This window comes from Cohaesibacter marisflavi, from assembly GCF_963665895.2.
Lineage (GTDB): Bacteria > Pseudomonadota > Alphaproteobacteria > Rhizobiales > Cohaesibacteraceae > Cohaesibacter > Cohaesibacter marisflavi.
In genome coordinates this window covers 618,711-633,787 of the sequence record NZ_OY762534.1, presented here as the reverse complement: position 1 = coordinate 633,787, position 15,077 = coordinate 618,711, and the positions used below count along the sequence as shown (strand labels likewise).

The 15,077-nt window shown below is 51.5% G+C and carries 15 protein-coding genes; 6 read left to right on the top strand and 9 right to left on the bottom strand.

Annotation, left to right across the window (positions count from 1 at the left end; genetic code table 11):
* Positions 1-226 precede the first annotated feature (226 nt).
* Positions 227-796, bottom strand: coding sequence for an NnrU family protein (locus tag ACKPCT_RS04160; RefSeq protein WP_090071832.1), 570 nt, complete (start codon positions 794-796; stop codon positions 227-229).
* A gap of 385 nt (positions 797-1,181) precedes the next feature.
* Here ACKPCT_RS04160 and ACKPCT_RS04155 point away from each other — a divergent pair, with 385 nt between their 5' ends.
* The 3 genes from ACKPCT_RS04155 (at position 1,182) to ACKPCT_RS04145 (ending at position 3,023) form a co-directional block, all read left to right on the top strand.
* Entirely contained in the window at positions 1,182-1,535 is a 354-nt protein-coding gene (locus ACKPCT_RS04155; RefSeq protein ID WP_090071834.1) for a TraR/DksA family transcriptional regulator, read from the top strand.
* Positions 1,536-1,786: 251 nt separating this feature from the next.
* Positions 1,787-2,275 carry a L,D-transpeptidase gene (locus ACKPCT_RS04150; RefSeq protein ID WP_319568476.1) on the top strand — a complete coding sequence of 163 codons (489 nt, stop codon included), beginning with the start codon at positions 1,787-1,789 and terminating at the stop codon, positions 2,273-2,275.
* A 199-nt stretch (positions 2,276-2,474) separates the two neighbouring features.
* Positions 2,475-3,023, top strand: coding sequence for a L,D-transpeptidase (locus tag ACKPCT_RS04145; RefSeq protein ID WP_090071838.1), 549 nt, complete (start codon positions 2,475-2,477; stop codon positions 3,021-3,023).
* Between the two features lie 123 nt (positions 3,024-3,146).
* Here the strand turns inward: ACKPCT_RS04145 and ACKPCT_RS04140 are convergent, their stop codons facing one another.
* Positions 3,147-3,566, bottom strand: coding sequence for a DUF2000 domain-containing protein (locus ACKPCT_RS04140; RefSeq protein ID WP_319568475.1), 420 nt, complete (start codon positions 3,564-3,566; stop codon positions 3,147-3,149).
* A 133-nt stretch (positions 3,567-3,699) separates the two neighbouring features.
* Here ACKPCT_RS04140 and ACKPCT_RS04135 point away from each other — a divergent pair, with 133 nt between their 5' ends.
* Positions 3,700-4,164 (top strand): Lrp/AsnC family transcriptional regulator, encoded by a 465-nt coding sequence (locus ACKPCT_RS04135; RefSeq protein WP_090071842.1) that lies wholly within the window; start codon positions 3,700-3,702, stop codon positions 4,162-4,164.
* Positions 4,165-4,250: 86 nt separating this feature from the next.
* On the opposite strand, the gene ACKPCT_RS04130 is transcribed toward ACKPCT_RS04135, so the two are convergent.
* The 4 genes from ACKPCT_RS04130 to ACKPCT_RS04115 form a co-directional block, all read right to left on the bottom strand.
* Positions 4,251-4,961 (bottom strand): FkbM family methyltransferase, encoded by a 711-nt coding sequence (locus ACKPCT_RS04130; RefSeq protein ID WP_090071844.1) that lies wholly within the window; start codon positions 4,959-4,961, stop codon positions 4,251-4,253.
* Between the two features lie 241 nt (positions 4,962-5,202).
* Complete coding sequence (gene guaA, locus ACKPCT_RS04125; RefSeq protein ID WP_319568474.1) at positions 5,203-6,750, bottom strand: glutamine-hydrolyzing GMP synthase; 1,548 nt, start codon at positions 6,748-6,750, stop codon at positions 5,203-5,205.
* Between the two features lie 403 nt (positions 6,751-7,153).
* Positions 7,154-7,729: a MarR family winged helix-turn-helix transcriptional regulator gene (locus ACKPCT_RS04120; protein ID WP_090071847.1), complete on the bottom strand. Its 576-nt coding sequence runs from the start codon at positions 7,727-7,729 to the stop codon at positions 7,154-7,156.
* Between the two features lie 121 nt (positions 7,730-7,850).
* Complete coding sequence (locus ACKPCT_RS04115) at positions 7,851-9,146, bottom strand: RsmB/NOP family class I SAM-dependent RNA methyltransferase (protein WP_319568473.1); 1,296 nt, start codon at positions 9,144-9,146, stop codon at positions 7,851-7,853.
* A 298-nt stretch (positions 9,147-9,444) separates the two neighbouring features.
* On the opposite strand from ACKPCT_RS04115, the gene ACKPCT_RS04110 reads away from it, so the two are divergent.
* Complete coding sequence (locus ACKPCT_RS04110; RefSeq protein ID WP_319568472.1) at positions 9,445-10,650, top strand: acyltransferase family protein; 1,206 nt, start codon at positions 9,445-9,447, stop codon at positions 10,648-10,650.
* Positions 10,651-10,666: 16 nt separating this feature from the next.
* On the opposite strand, the gene ACKPCT_RS04105 is transcribed toward ACKPCT_RS04110, so the two are convergent.
* The 3 genes from ACKPCT_RS04105 to ACKPCT_RS04095 all read right to left on the bottom strand — a co-directional run bounded on the left by ACKPCT_RS04105 (position 10,667) and on the right by ACKPCT_RS04095 (position 12,921).
* On the bottom strand, positions 10,667-11,638 hold the full coding sequence (locus tag ACKPCT_RS04105; protein WP_319568471.1) for a zinc transporter ZntB: 972 nt from the start codon (positions 11,636-11,638) through the stop codon (positions 10,667-10,669).
* Positions 11,639-11,747: 109 nt separating this feature from the next.
* A complete protein-coding gene (msrB, locus tag ACKPCT_RS04100) occupies positions 11,748-12,239 on the bottom strand; it encodes a peptide-methionine (R)-S-oxide reductase MsrB (protein ID WP_319568470.1) in 492 nt (163 codons plus the stop codon).
* A gap of 112 nt (positions 12,240-12,351) precedes the next feature.
* Positions 12,352-12,921, bottom strand: a complete 570-nt coding sequence (locus tag ACKPCT_RS04095) for a fasciclin domain-containing protein (RefSeq protein WP_319568469.1) — start codon at positions 12,919-12,921, stop codon at positions 12,352-12,354.
* A gap of 462 nt (positions 12,922-13,383) precedes the next feature.
* Here ACKPCT_RS04095 and ACKPCT_RS04090 point away from each other — a divergent pair, with 462 nt between their 5' ends.
* Positions 13,384-14,973: a glucan biosynthesis protein gene (locus ACKPCT_RS04090; protein WP_319568468.1), complete on the top strand. Its 1,590-nt coding sequence runs from the start codon at positions 13,384-13,386 to the stop codon at positions 14,971-14,973.
* Positions 14,974-15,077: the final 104 nt, after the last annotated feature.

Here is a 15,077-nt window from a genome sequence, read left to right as displayed (position 1 = left end):
CATTAGCCGGTCCCAACACATGACGCAATCATGCAATGCGGCGCAAGCCCACTCGCAAGCGGGAAAAACCGGAAAAACCCCCAGAGTTAGGGCAAATAACCTGATATTACCCCGATTTTCCCGACAAAAGTGCTTCAAAGCTGACAGGATTCTTTCTTTGCCCATCAATCATGGCTGCATTTGGATCAGAGCGATCTTTTGGTCAAAGAAAACCGATCTATCCGCATCAAAACAGCGGACTGACGCCAAAGAGCCATTCATGTACACCGAAAATCATGGCGGCATAGAAGGCAAGCCCGAGCAAAATGGCCCAAATATCCTGACTCACTCGGCCTTCCGGAATGGTAACACGCCCGGCCGCGATGCGGCGCTTGAGGGAAATGCGATAGCTCACGCCAAAGAAGAGAAAGAATCCAAACAGAATCAGATCAGAAAGAGAACCATTCGCCAGCAAGTGGGCAAAAGCCCATGTTTTGATGGCAATCGAGAAGGGAGACGTAAGCTTCTGCTTTATCTTGCCCGAAAAAGCCCCCGAGAAAGCCAGAATGGAAGCGATCAACATCAGCGTCGCAGCAAGGTGCTTTGTCCAGATCGGCGGATACCAGAGAATAAAGGTTCCTTTGGCCGCAAAATATCCGACATAGATCAGCCCGACAGCAACAAGCGCAACCACGCCGTGAAACATGCGATATCCCATCACACCAAAGCGAAGGGTCAAACCATCTTTCAGTTCGGCTTTCTGAGGCACCAAATGGATGACAAGAAAAAGGGCAATCCCCACCAGCAATAAAACCATACGTCCACTCAACTCCTGAAAAATGCGCGACACAATAAAAATCGGCACCCTACTTACGGGAAACCACCTAAATCAGATCAGCGGTAGCGTGCCCCATAATAAAAGTCAAACACGGAAGAGAATTCATGCCAAGGCAGAACAAAATAAGGAATAACAAGCGCCAGCTGCGACCTTGTGTCCTTCATGCAGGTTGTACAGTCATTCTATAGAATAGAGGCTACAATAAAAGCATTGACCTTGGCAGATAACTGCCGCACGCTCTCGTTGTGAAATTTTTGCGCTTGTGAGGCTCTTCTTTGCGCAGGATTTCATCAAGCCAGCTTTCTAAGGAAAATTTTGTTACCGACGGCATCGGTATGCGGTGCCGCAACAAAAGGAGCGACCTATGCCTATTTCTCCCAAGACAGCAATGGAGCTATTGGAAGGAAAGCGCATCGAAATCGCAGCATTGAGCGACTTGTCGAAAGAGTCCAGAGATGTGGTGGCCCTCGACCAACAAAGCGTTGGTCGCCTTTCGCGCATGGATGCCCTGCAAAGTCAGGCCATGGCCAAAGAAACAGAGCGCCGTCGCGCGCTGGCGCTTCAGAAAATTGAAAAGGCCTTTGAACGTCTTGAAAGCGGCGACTTTGGTTATTGCATTGAGTGCGATGCCGAGATACCCCTCAAGCGTCTGGAAATAGACCCGACCGCGACCCTTTGCGTCGAATGCGCTGCCAAGAAAGAAAAGGCAAAAAAATAGGCAAAGGCGCAAGTCTCGCACAAAAGCGCCAACCACAAGCGCATCCAGTGAGACGCAAAAGATACACTTTCCATTTTTTTCTTGGGTAAAACCCTTATACCGCTTCAAGAGATCTTCTTATTCCGAAGGAAATGAGTAATCCTCGCTTAAATTTATCGGGTTTGCCGCCTCGAATCTTTCAATTGATTCCCTTTTCTGGCGCAAACACAGGTTTCATTGAAGATTTCAGTTTTCCTAAAAGGGGCATCATCATGCTGGCGCGGGGCCATTCGTTGATTTCTTACCTCAAGACCAAAATATTCACTCCACTGAGCAAGACTGCTGCCTTGGGGCTGATGCTGACCGCTCTTTTGGGAGCAACTCCCAGCTTCGCGACGGTCAATGACGAGATCCAGATACGTGTTGATCTTGCCAAGCAGAAAATGTTCGTCTCAATCAATGGCTGGAAAAAATACACTTGGCCCATTTCTTCTGCACGCGAGGGCTTTGATACCCCTGAAGGGCTCTATCGTCCGACCCGTATGTATGAAACCTACCGGTCAAAAGAATATAATAATGCGCCAATGCCTTACTCCATCTTCTTCTACCGCGGCTATGCCATTCATGGAACTTCGGCAGTGAAATCTCTGGGCACACCAGCCTCTCACGGCTGCATTCGTCTGGATCCGGACAATGCCAAACAGCTTTATGAACTGGTAGACGTGAACGGCAAGAATAATACGCGTGTATTTATTCACTAAATAGAATAGGTCCGAGAGCTCCTGCCGCATGACGAGCACTTCAGCAAAGCGGCGGAGCAAGCACCGAAACCAATCCTTTACCTTAATATCTAAAATTTAATTCAAATCCGGTCTCCCAACCCGTCAGCTAGAAGAATTTTAAGATCTGGCACCAAAACTGGAAGTAACGCGAGATACTTCTCATGACGGGATTGAGATCATGATGCTGCAACGAGTAATGATAAGTCTGGCTTGTTTGACGCTATTAAGCTGTCAGGCTCTGGCAACCACATCGTCTGCTACGCCCCAAGAAGCAACCATCATCGCAGCACCAAAGAGCCAGCCGATCACCGGCGAGTTACGCTTGCTTGGAGAAACCGCCTCCGAGAAAAAGACCCCGCCAGAAAAGCCCATCATCGCAAAAATCGACATTTCCGAACAGCGCATGAATGTCTATGTCAACGGACTAATCACGCACAGCTGGAAGGTCTCCACGGCACGCCAAGGCTACTACACCCCGAGGGGCGAATATGCCCCCTACCGTATGCATACCATGTGGCGCTCAAGAAAATACAACAATGCGCCAATGCCTTACGCGGTTTTCTTTCACAAGGGCTGGGCCATTCACGGCACGACATCCATTAAGCGCCTCGGCCGCCCGGCCTCTCACGGCTGTGTCCGTCTGCACCCTGACAATGCGAAGATCCTCTTTAAACTAATCAAATCAGCTGGCGGCATGAAATCAGCCAAGGTGGTCATTTCCAACTAGACATGTCTCCTGCCCCACCTCCTCCCGGGGCCTCCTCCTCAAGGAGACATTAAGAAGCGCGACCTGCGATTCCTCCCAAAGGCCGCGCTTTCTTTTTACCCAATCGTCCTTAGTCAGCTCTTCCTAGCGCAACAGTTTGAGCGAACCGGTCAGAGATCTTATCCATTTTGATGGCCCGACCAGCCCGAGCCCGTCAATCTCCTCTTCAGCCAGATTCCGATCCGGAAATGAAGCCTCATAGTCGGCATAGGCGTGCAGCGACCGGGCAAAGGCCGGGAAAGGAACGACATGCGCATCCTCATGCTTTTTCTCAAGAGCCTTCAGCAACAAATCTCCGATAGTCTCTTGCGAAGCCTGCAAAATGGGGACAGGCAAACGTGAACTGACATCGATCGTCCGCCCAACATTATCGGTAAGACTGCGCGTGGCCAGAATTGGCTGATTGCCCCCCAGCCCGATTGCAATGGCACTGGCGGTATTGGCAATCAGACCGACAGGCATGTCTGGATTGATGATGATGGCAACACGTAAATCACTCTTCATGGTCAATAAGCCTCCTTTGACTTTTGGCCAAGTCTACCCGTGCAACCCAGAAATTTCCTGCCTTTAATTGCAATTTTGTGCCAATATACGGTAGAACCTACCCAACACTCAACCAATATAGAGAGAACCTACCGTGAGCCATTCTCCTGCCGACACACGCATCCTCAAAGCCTTGCAAGAAGATGGCAGGCTGACCAATCAGGCCCTCGCCGAAGAGGTTGGCCTCTCCACATCCCCCTGCTGGCGCAAGGTTCGGCAGTTGGAAGACAGCGGCGTCATTGAGGGCTATTCAGCCCGCATCAACCGACGCGCCATTGGCTTGGGCGTACTGGCTTTCATCCGCGTAAAAATCGACAGCCACAGTGAGGAAGAATCCGAGCTATTCGCCCGTCAGGTGCAAACTCTTGAGAGCGTGGTGGCCTGCTATAGCCTTGCAGGAGATGCCGACTTTCTCTTGCAGGTGGTCGCCAAGGATCTTGATCATTACGCAGATTTCGCCATGGACGAAATCCGCCGACTGCCCCGCATCAAGGAAATGCAGTCATCCATGGTACTGCGAGAAATCAAGCCCTTTGATGGCTATCCGCTGGGGCAGTGAAACAAGTCATCCGCCACGAGTTAAAAAGGGAGAAAGGAGGTGAAAAGGGCTACAAACCGCCCTTTCCCATACTCTGCTAGCCAGACCTATTTTCTATGCCAATTTTCCCAAACGAACGTGTAGCACCAGCTTCTTTCATGGGTCTTTGACAAAGCATCAACGATGCCGTCCCGCTTGCTTTTGGCCCCCTTGATAAAGGTGTGAAACTGGATTTGATAATCCTTGGCAATCGAAAGCATCTCATGATGTGCCAGATATTCGAGCAGAGGAAATTCCCCTCCTTCAATGTTGATCTTCATGAGATCGATCTCATCCACTCCAAGATCCTGAATGACACGGTCAAACGCGCGCACTTCGCAGCGAACGGTCTGCTTGCCTTCATGTTCGCAGTTGAGGAAAGAAGACCCATCAACACTATCGGAAAGCTCAAAACTGCCATCGACATCAGCCACGCCATAATTCAGAGGAACGATCTGATTGTTATCTTTGAAGCGCTCTACACACTTGTTGTAGAAGTCCGGATGAGGTTCGAAGAGATAAACCTTGCAGCCATATTTATCATTGATGGCGTCAGCAAAGTCTCCAACATAACCGCCCAAGTCAAACACAATCGAATCCCTAGTGAGGTCGGGATAATCCAACCTGAGGGTCTCATCCCCATGATCGGCAAACCAACGGTCTACTTCACGGGTGAATGCATCTTTGCGAATATGACGACGATAAAGCTTGCCCGGTTTTGCCAGCAGCTTCTTGGCCCTTCTTTTGAGCCTGAACCATATTGAGTTTTGCGACACCATTCCCCCCCCAAGACCAATAGTAAGCATATACAGCTAGAATATCGAGATTAAACAGTCCAGCTGAATAAGCAAAACGGCACTTTATCCCGGCTTCGGCAGGCCATAAGCGCCGCCCCTCCAAAAAAGGGCCATCCAGAGTCGTGCAATAGACGAAACTGGATAGCCCTATACATCACCTATAGTTCCAAAGATAGGCAAGACATTGTCGCATCCTCCATGCGATACCTTGCCACTCTCGGTCTTATTCCCACTCAATCGTTCCGGGAGGCTTGGAGGTCACATCATAGACCACGCGGTTGATGCCCTTCACCTCGTTGATGATGCGGGTTGCTGCCTTGGAAAGGAAATCCATATCGAAATGGTAGAAATCAGCGGTCATGCCATCAACCGAAGTGACCGCGCGCAAGGCGCATACGAATTCGTAGGTGCGACCATCGCCCATGACACCCACGGTCTGAACCGGAAGCAGAACCGCAAAGGCCTGCCAGATGGCATCATAGAGACCAGCCTTGCGGATCTCATCGAGATAGATCGCATCGGCCTGACGCAGGATCTCCAGCTTCTCGCGTGAGATACCGCCCGGGCAGCGAATGGCAAGCCCCGGCCCCGGGAACGGATGACGCCCGACAAAACTTGCAGGCAACCCGAGTTCTTTCCCAAGAGCACGAACCTCGTCCTTGAACAACTCACGTAGAGGCTCGACCAATTCCATATTCATGCGTTCTGGCAAACCGCCCACATTATGGTGCGACTTGATGGTCACCGAAGGTCCGCCGGTAAAGGACACGGATTCAATCACATCCGGATAAAGCGTGCCCTGAGCCAGAAAATCCGCCCCGCCGATGCGATTGGCTTCATCTTCAAACACATCGATGAACAGGCCGCCGATAATCTTGCGTTTGCGCTCGGGGTCTGTCTGCCCTTCAAGAGCGGAAATGAAGATCTCGGAGGCATCCACATGCACCAATGGAATATTGTAATGCTCACGGAAGAGACCGACCACCTGCTCGCTCTCATTCTGGCGCATCAGGCCTGAGTCCACATAGATACAAGTCAGCTGATCGCCGATTGCTTCATGGATCAACACAGCCGTGACAGATGAGTCGACGCCACCAGAGAGGCCGCAGATGACTTTCTTGTCACCAACCTGATCCTGAATGCGCTTGATAGCAGCAGCACGGAACTGCGCCATGGACCAGTCCGCTTCACAGCCACAGATCTTATGCACGAAGTTGGAGAGCAGCTGCGCGCCATCTGGTGTATGCACCACTTCAGGGTGGAACTGTACACCATAGAAACGGCGCTCTTCGTCAGCAATCGCTGCAAATGGAGCCCCTTCAGATGTTGCAACGACCTCAAAGCCGGCGGGCAGACCGTCAACCCGGTCACCGTGGCTCATCCAGACCTGATGGCTGGTGCCAAGATCCCAAACACCATCAAACAGCGGACTCTTTTCCTTCACGGTAACAAAGGCGCGCCCATACTCGCGGTGATCAGGGCTTTCAACCGTGCCGCCAAGCTGCAGACACATCGCCTGCTCGCCATAGCAAATGCCCAGAATGGGAATGCCTGCGCTGAAGATAACCTGAGGTGCTCGAGGAGACCCGATGTCAACGGTTGATGCTGGCCCACCCGAGAGAATGATACCGTCCGGCTTGATCTCGTTGAAAGCCTGTTCCGCGCTCTGAAATGGCACAATCTCGGAATAGACCCCTGCTTCGCGTACCCGTCGGGCAATAAGCTGAGTGACCTGAGATCCAAAGTCGATAATGAGAATCTTGTCCGTCATGCGTCCCTTTCCCTAAAGCCTAAAAGCTGGCCAAAACAGCCTTAGTAAAATTATTCCCCCCTCTTATGCTGAAGCCATGCCAAAGGCAATCTCTCATACGGCTTTTTGCAGGGGTGCGCGGCCAAAAATGCCGATTTTTCCAAGAGCAGAAGCGTCTCACTTAGCCAAAGAGCATGCAAATCCGCCCCAAACCGATCGTTCGCCCATCAGCCACCCATCGCAATCGACAAAAAGACCATCAGGATCAGAATATTTGCACCAAGGATCAGGAGCCACAAACTCAAGCGCAAAAAGAGGAGCAATAGGGAAAACAGCATCAACACGCGCAGGAACTCCAGCCGAACCTCAAACCACCATCAGCTCAGAAGAAACAACGCAAAAAAGGCCAAAGAAGGGAGACACCTTAGCGCAAGGATTTCAGCAGCTGGGAAAGACGAATGCGGTCCTGCACATTCATGCCTTTCAGAAACTCGATCTCCATGTCCATCACATAGTGACCAATTTCAGACGCAATATCGCGGCCCTTCTTCGTGGTCTTGAGCACCACAAGCCGCTTGTCCTGCTTGTTCACGTCGCGCTTGATGAATTTGCGATCCGTCAACCGCTTGGCCGCACGGGAAACGGCGACGGTATCGAGCAAGGTGCGCGGCTCGATCTCGCGCACGGAAACAGCGCCATCCCGCGCCAGACTGGCAAGCACCTGCCATTCGGCTATGCTCATATCCCACTCATCATGCAGCACGCGGCTAATGCGGCGCGAAATGCCCTGAGCCACTTCAAGAATGCGATAGGGGAGAAAATTCTCGAGTGTGAATGCCTCTTCGTTGGCAAGCGCCGTGGCAGGCGACACCTTCTTTTTCGATTTGGCAGGCTTGGCGCTGGCCTCATCCTCTCCCGGCTTGAGCTGGGTTTTCTGAGGGGCCAGATCCGGCAAGCTGTCGAACATGGAAACCTGAATGGCATCACCAGATTTGGACATACTTCATTTCACTCGTTATGATTCTTGAACATACCATATTCTCATACACCAGCCCTCGCCAAGCTTCAATTCACTGGATATGAAATTCCAACAAGTATCTGAATTCGCCGAACGAATAGAATCAGTCGGGACGATATTCCATCACTGAGAAGAAGAAGCCATCTGTCTCGGTCGATTGCGGCGTCAAGGTTACGCTCATCATATCCGAGGACCATGGCTTGGGCGCATCAAAGCCAAACATGTCCTGCCAGACCTCACCGGCCGAGACCAGCTCGAAGTCTGGATTGTTGGCAATGAAGTGATAGATCTGCTCCTCATTTTCTGCCGCCAGAACCGAGCAGGTGATGTAAACCAGAAAGCCACCCGGACGCACGAACTGGCGCGCCTGCGCCAGAGCAATCTGTTGCTCCTCGACACGCTTATCCAGTTGCTCTTCTGTCAGTTTCCATTTGGTTTCCGGCCTGCGACGCCAGGTGCCGGTCCCCGTACACGGCGCATCCACGACAACCCGGTCCATACGTCCGATAAGATCATCAAGCGCTCCCTCGTTGGGGGTACGGGTTTGAACATTGCGCACACCAGCACGGGTCAGCCGATCAACAATCGGGGCCAGACGGGAGGCATCGATATCAAAGGCATAGATCTGCCCCTTATTCTCCATCTGCGCGGCCATGGAGAGGGTCTTACCACCGCCGCCAGCGCAATAGTCCAACACCTGATCGGATTTCTTGGGAAAGATCAGACTGGAGACAATCTGGCTGCCCTCATCCTGAATTTCATAAAAGCCCTTGCGAAAGGCCGGATCGCCCTGAATATTCGGCTGGCGATAGTCCCCACCCTTGGGCGCAAAACGAAGGCAATCGGCGCTCAACTTGGTGCGTTTGGGGTTGAAGCGCGAAAGCTCCTTCTCCACCTTGCCAATATCGGCCTTGAGACGATTGACGCGAATATCTACCGGTGGGCGGCGCGCGAAAGCCTTGGCCTCCAGCAACGCTTCATCCTCGAAGGTCTCCATAAAGGTACCTTCAAGCCATTCAGGGATATCTCCCTTCACCCAGAAGGGCGCATCCTTGAGCGACTTGGCTTCAATGGCTGCCACTTCGCTTTGTGTCAAAGCTTCGGGTGCATGGCTGTCTTCGGCAATCAAACCCGCCAATTGATCGGCGGTATGGTTCCAATCAAACGCCAGCGCAGCAAGCCCCAGCGCGCGTGGCGTATCCTCCCCCATGCGCCATGCATGAGACGCCCTTTTTCGAAGAGCATCATAGACGATATTGCCAATCGCGGATCGATCACCCGATCCGGCAAACCGATGCGTCCGCCCCCAATCCTTGAGCGCCTCAGCGACGGGGCGCTTGCGGCCCTCCACTTCTTCGAGCACCTCAATTGCGGCTTGCAGACGACCACCCAGTTTCATGTCACACCATCCTAAATCAGACTATCGGCGGAATGCCCCGCCTTTGGAGAATTGGGTGTAAACGATCAAGCGCCAGAGTCCAAGCCTGCTTTTGCCAGTTTTTGGCCTGCACAGGCAGTTATAATCAGGAATATTTCAATTGAAATGGTTGCTCGCTTTTCTCTAGACACACAGCACGGCATTCTACCAGCCCTTTCTCCACACCCCATAATCAGCCGCTCAAACCACACCCAAGACTCAAGCATCAAAACAACCCAACACAACTCAAAGAACAAATAAATGTGCATAAGCGCAAGAATTGAGAATTGCTTTAAACAAGCATACACCAACTCGACGGCGAAATAGCCGAACCAATTTTCTGGTAATAGTCTTATTTGAAAGCATAAATCAGATGAAATCTTCTGCCCAGGCCGCCCGGTGGAACGGGATGGATTTTGCGCGCGCAGTGTTGATGATCCTCGGGCTGTTTTTCCATGCCGGCAGCTTCTATGGAACAGGAAACGACTGGCTCATCATTTCTGATGAAACAACACCCATCGTCAACGGTTTCAACTTCCTCATCCATAGCTTTCGCATGGAAGCATTCTACTTGATTGCGGGCTTTTTCTTTGCGCTGGTGATGGAGAAGCAACGCCCGAACTTTCTAAGAGATCGCCTGGTACGCATCGCCGTACCTCTGTTCGTTTGCGGAGCACTCATTAATCCAGTTATGCATTATTCTGTCTATGGTTATGATTATATCATTGCTAAAGACTACTTTATAAAAGGCGAGTGGCTGTCCCATTTATGGTTTCTTGGAAATCTGATTATCTACATCCTCATTTCCATTCCCATTTGCAGACACATCCGCAAAAATGTCCGCATGACCAGAACCCAGCTATTCGTCACGGTAACCTTTATCACACCGTTTGTTGCAGCCGGCTTGAACTTTATTGCCAACCGGATTTTTCCGGAAAAATTTCTTTTCATTGCACCTGAATCGATATTTGACTACCTGCCCTATTACTGTCTCGGTATGATCTGTTTTTACAACAGAGCCGAGTTCACGAAGCTTCTCAGCATGCAGAGTTTTGCGATCGCGCTGGTCATAGCAGCTGCCATGATTGCCACCAGAGAAGTACTGTCTATCTACGGACTGACATTTATCTCAAAGGTCATTTACGCCCTTTTGCGTGGTCCAATGATCCTTCTCACGCTGTCCTTCTTGATTGTTATGGGAAACAGGGAAAGCAAAATCGTGAGAAGCTTTTCCGATTCCAGCTACACGATCTATCTGTTTCACCTGCCGATATTTGTGTTGCTTTACAAGACCATATTCCAGCACACACATCTGGGCGCTCTGCCTGAATATGCCCTTTTAATCGTGATCACCTACGCGCTTTGCTATGCGATCCATATCTTTGCGATCAAGCAGAGCAAGCTGCTGAGCCTTGCCTTCAATGGCAAGCCGTTCAGCCTGAAAGACTATTCTCTTCTGGGCAGGAAACTGCGATCGGACGGATAGAAGCGTTGCCACGCCCTCAGAACCATTTGAGCCATTTGAAGAGGAGCAGCTGAAGCGCAACAATCAAGGAAAGCATGCCGACAAAAATCCAGAAGGCATAGCCAAACTCAGCACCAGGGATGCCAGCCACATTGATCCCCAAAAGCCCCGTCAAAAACCCCAAGGGCATGAAGATCGCGGCGATCATCGATAGAATATACATATGCTTGTTGAGCCTGTCGGCCTGCACATGAGCAATCTCGTCTTTGACGATCTGCGCGCGCTCGCGAATGGCATCCAGATCTTCAACATAGCGTGTCAAGTGGTTATAAACCTCCTGCAAATGGCGTCGATGGGTATTGTTCAGCCACTCGAAGTCCGCCATGCGCAGATGATCAATGGCTTCCCGCTGAGGCGCCATATAACGCCGGAACATGATCGCCTGAATGCGCACATCGGTGATCGCACCTCTCAGGTCAGGATTGCTCTGCTCAAGCACCTGCTCCTCAATATCATCGGCCCTATCGTCAAGAGCCGTCAGGATAGGTTCCATGCGCGCAAAAAGCCGCTCGCAAAGCATGGATAGAAAATGGCCTGTATCGCGCGGCCCGCCACCGGCCAAAAGCCGCGCTTCAATATCACCGGCCGCCCGAATCCGCGTACGGCTGACCATCACGATCCGCGTCTCTTCCACCCAAAGACAAATAGACACCATATCTTCGGGGTCTTCATTCTCATTGAGATTGACGCCGCGCAACACCAGCAAGGCTCCGTGACCTATTTGCGTCATGCGCGGACGGCTTTCCTCATCCAGAAGAGCGCCTATAATAAATGGATCAAGAGATGAGATTTCATCTTCAAGACAACGCGTTGCGGCCGGATCATTTCCATCAAGATGAATCCAGACAAGCCCGTCAACCCTGTCTGCCTTGGAGATGTGATCTGATGGCAAGGCGGAGGCGCCCCCTTGCCCATCCAGCAGATAAGCCCGCAAAACGTGATCTGACATGCAGTCTTTCCTCAAACCAATTCAACATGCTGCCACCTTAGCTCTTGTGTCTTACATTTTCATCAAGAGCCGGGGATGGCTGAGGAAATCGCATTTATTGGCCGCCTCCTCAGGCGGGCTTGAATGTCATGGCGACACCGTTGATGCAATGGCGCTTTCCGGTTGGTTGAGGGCCATCATCAAAAATATGCCCCTGATGCCCACCACAATTGCTGCAATGCACCTCTGTCCGGGTCATGAAAAAGCTTCGGTCCTCTTTCGTACCGACAGCCTCCGGCAACGCTTCATAAAAGCTGGGCCAGCCGGTTCCACTGTCATATTTGGCTTCTGAGGAATAGAGCGCCTGATCACATCCGGCACAGTGAAAGATACCGGCGCGCTTTTCATCATTTAGCGGACTGGTAAAAGCCCGTTCTGTTCCTTCCTTGCGAAGCACCTCAAACTGCTCTTTGGTCAGTTTTTCGCGCCATTCCGCTTCGCTCAACTGCAAGGGAAATGACTCCGCCTCGGTCGCGTGCGAGCGTCTTTCAAAGAACGTACCGGCAGCCACAGCCCCAACGAGTGCCGCAGCACCAGAGAGTAGAAATCGACGTCTTTCCATAGCGAATAAGCCTCTCTTCATTAAATCAATCCAGGGCGCCAGAGCAAAACCAGCTAGGAGCGCAAAACCAGCCAGGAGCGCAAAAGCGCTCCGGCCAGCAGGGTTCGAGCCCTTACGACGCAGGCAACAGAACGGTGTCGATCACATGGATCACACCATTGGATTGCTTGACGTCAGCAATGGTAACGTTGGCCACATTGCCCTGACCATCTTTGAGCATCACCGTGCCGTCATCATACATGGCGGTAAAAGTGCAGCCCCCTACAGTTTTAACAGGATGAGCGCCTTTGTCGTCATCAACCATCTTCATAATTGCGTCAGACATGGCGTCAGCGGCCACAACATGGCATGTGAGGATCTTGGTCAGTTGAGCTTTGTTTTCCGGTTTCAGCAAACTCGCAACGGTTCCTTCTGGCAATGCGTCGAACGCATCATCGGTTGGAGCGAACACTGTGAAAGGGCCATCCCCTTGCAAGGTTTCAACAAGCCCGGCAGCTTTCACTGCGGCAACGAGTGTTTCATGGTCTTGAGAATTCACGGCATTTTCAACAATCGTCTTGTTTTCATACATGGCTGCTCCGCCAACCATCTTGGCATGATCATCAGCAAAGGCTGCGCCACTTCCGAAAGCCACAGCCATTGCGGTTGCGGCAGCAAGAGTCATTGTGCGTGAAAAGGTCATGTTGTCTCTCCCATTGGTTTGTTGTCCGCTGCATTGCGGATAAGGGGAGATACGGTGGCAAGAAACGGTTGGTTTTCGATTCGCGGTAAAGCCGAGATCACAAACACTTTATCAAAACAGCCCACCTGAAGGCACAAAACCGGCTACTTCCCTCTCATTCAGCAGCGTTTGTTTCATTTCTGGTTGAAAGATTTTTCGCGAAGCGCAAAGCTCTATTCGACCAAACCCCAAACTTACAACAGATAGAATAATTTAAACAAAACAAATAGTTAAAACCAAAACACACCAACAGAGAGGACAATCAAAAGTTCCGCCATAATTGTGCCTGATAGAGACATAATCCTTTGCTCGAATTACTCCGGTTGCACAAAAGCAAGGTTTGGTTGAACCGACCGGGAACTTTTTCGAACTTAAGAACGTTGTGTTTTTCGACTAACCTAATCTACATGGATGCGTATCCCGATGTCTCTATCTCGCCGTTCATTTCTGGCTGCTACTGCGGCAACCACTCTGGTATCGTTAAGCCAAATCGCACAAGCCGCAGGCACCAATGAAGAAGCTGCGCAGCCAGCAACGCCTGCTGCGGATTTCAGCTTTGACAGCCTGTCGGCCGAAATGGAGATACTGGCATCAAAGGACTATGTTGCTCCACAGGCGTCTGACAAGGCCTATCTCAACGATCTGACCTATGATGCCTATCGCCTGATCCGCTACAACCCGGAGAAGGCCAAACTGGCAGATATCGACAAATCGGCTTTTCGTCTGCATGCCTTCCATATGGGGTGGCTGTTCAAAACGCCGGTTGCCCTTTACGAGGTCTCTGATGGCAAGGCAACACCGGTCAGCTTCAGCACCGACGACTTCATCTATGAACGTCAGGTCAGGGACATGGTGCCCGAGCATGTGACCCTGCCAGGCATTGCCGGTTTTCGCCTGCATCATCCTCTGAACCGACCCGATGTGTTTGACGAACTGATCGCCTTTCAGGGCGCCTCCTATTTTCGGGCACTGGGCAAAGGCTCGGTTTATGGCCTGTCTGCACGCGGTCTCGCCATCAATACCGGAGGCTCTGAGCCGGAAGAATTTCCGGTCTTCACCCGCTTTTATGTAGAGCGCCCCAAATCGGCAGAACAGAGCATCACGATCTATGCAGCACTGGAGAGCCCATCTGTCACAGGAGCCTTTCGCTTTGAAATCGCTCCGGGGGACAATACGGTCATTGATACGACCGCCCGCCTCTATCTGCGAGAAGACATTCCTCAGCTCGGCCTGGCGCCACTGACGTCCATGTTCCTGTTTGCAGAGCGCAATCGCGATGCGTTTGATGACTATCGCCCCAATGTGCATGACAGCGATGGCCTTGAGATCATCAAGCAGAATGGCGAGCGTGTCTGGCGTCCGCTATCCAACCCGCCAATGCTGGCCTCAAGTTACTTTGCAGAACAGTCCCCCAAGAGCTTTGCCTTGTTGCAGCGTGATCGGAATTTCGATCATTTTCAGGATGTCTCTGCCCTTTATGAGCGCCGTCCATCGCTGCGCATCGAACCAAAGGGGGATTGGGGCAAAGGCTCGGTACGACTGGTCGAGATACCGTCCGAACTGGAGGTGAACGACAATATCGTCGCTTTCTGGGTGCCGGAAAAGGGTGGCAAAGCAGGCCAACGCTATGAATATGCCTATCGGATGCATTGGGGTGATCTGCCCGCCAGTGCAGCAGAAGGCCTCGCATATGTGCTTGAAACCCGTTCGGGTGCTGGCGGGGTGTCAGGTGTCGAGAATAAAGATGGCACCCGCAAATTTGTCATCGACTTCAAGGATGGGCTTTTGGCAGATCTGCCAGCCAGTGAAGTGGATAAAGTCAAGATCAACAGCAACATCATGCATGGTGAAATCAAGACTCAGGCTCTCACCCCGATCCCAGAAGAAAGGGTTTGGCGCCTCGTCATGGATGTCTCCGCTCCAGAAGGAAACATCGTGGAAATGACGACACATCTGTCCGGTTTCGATCGACGACTGACCGAGACATGGGCGTATCAATGGATCAATCAATAAGTCTCTGGAAGAACCAACTTTTGCAATCGTAAATCAAGGTGACGACAATGACATTTGATGAATTAACATCTGGCCCCTGCGCTTTGCCGCGCGCGCCTATGATC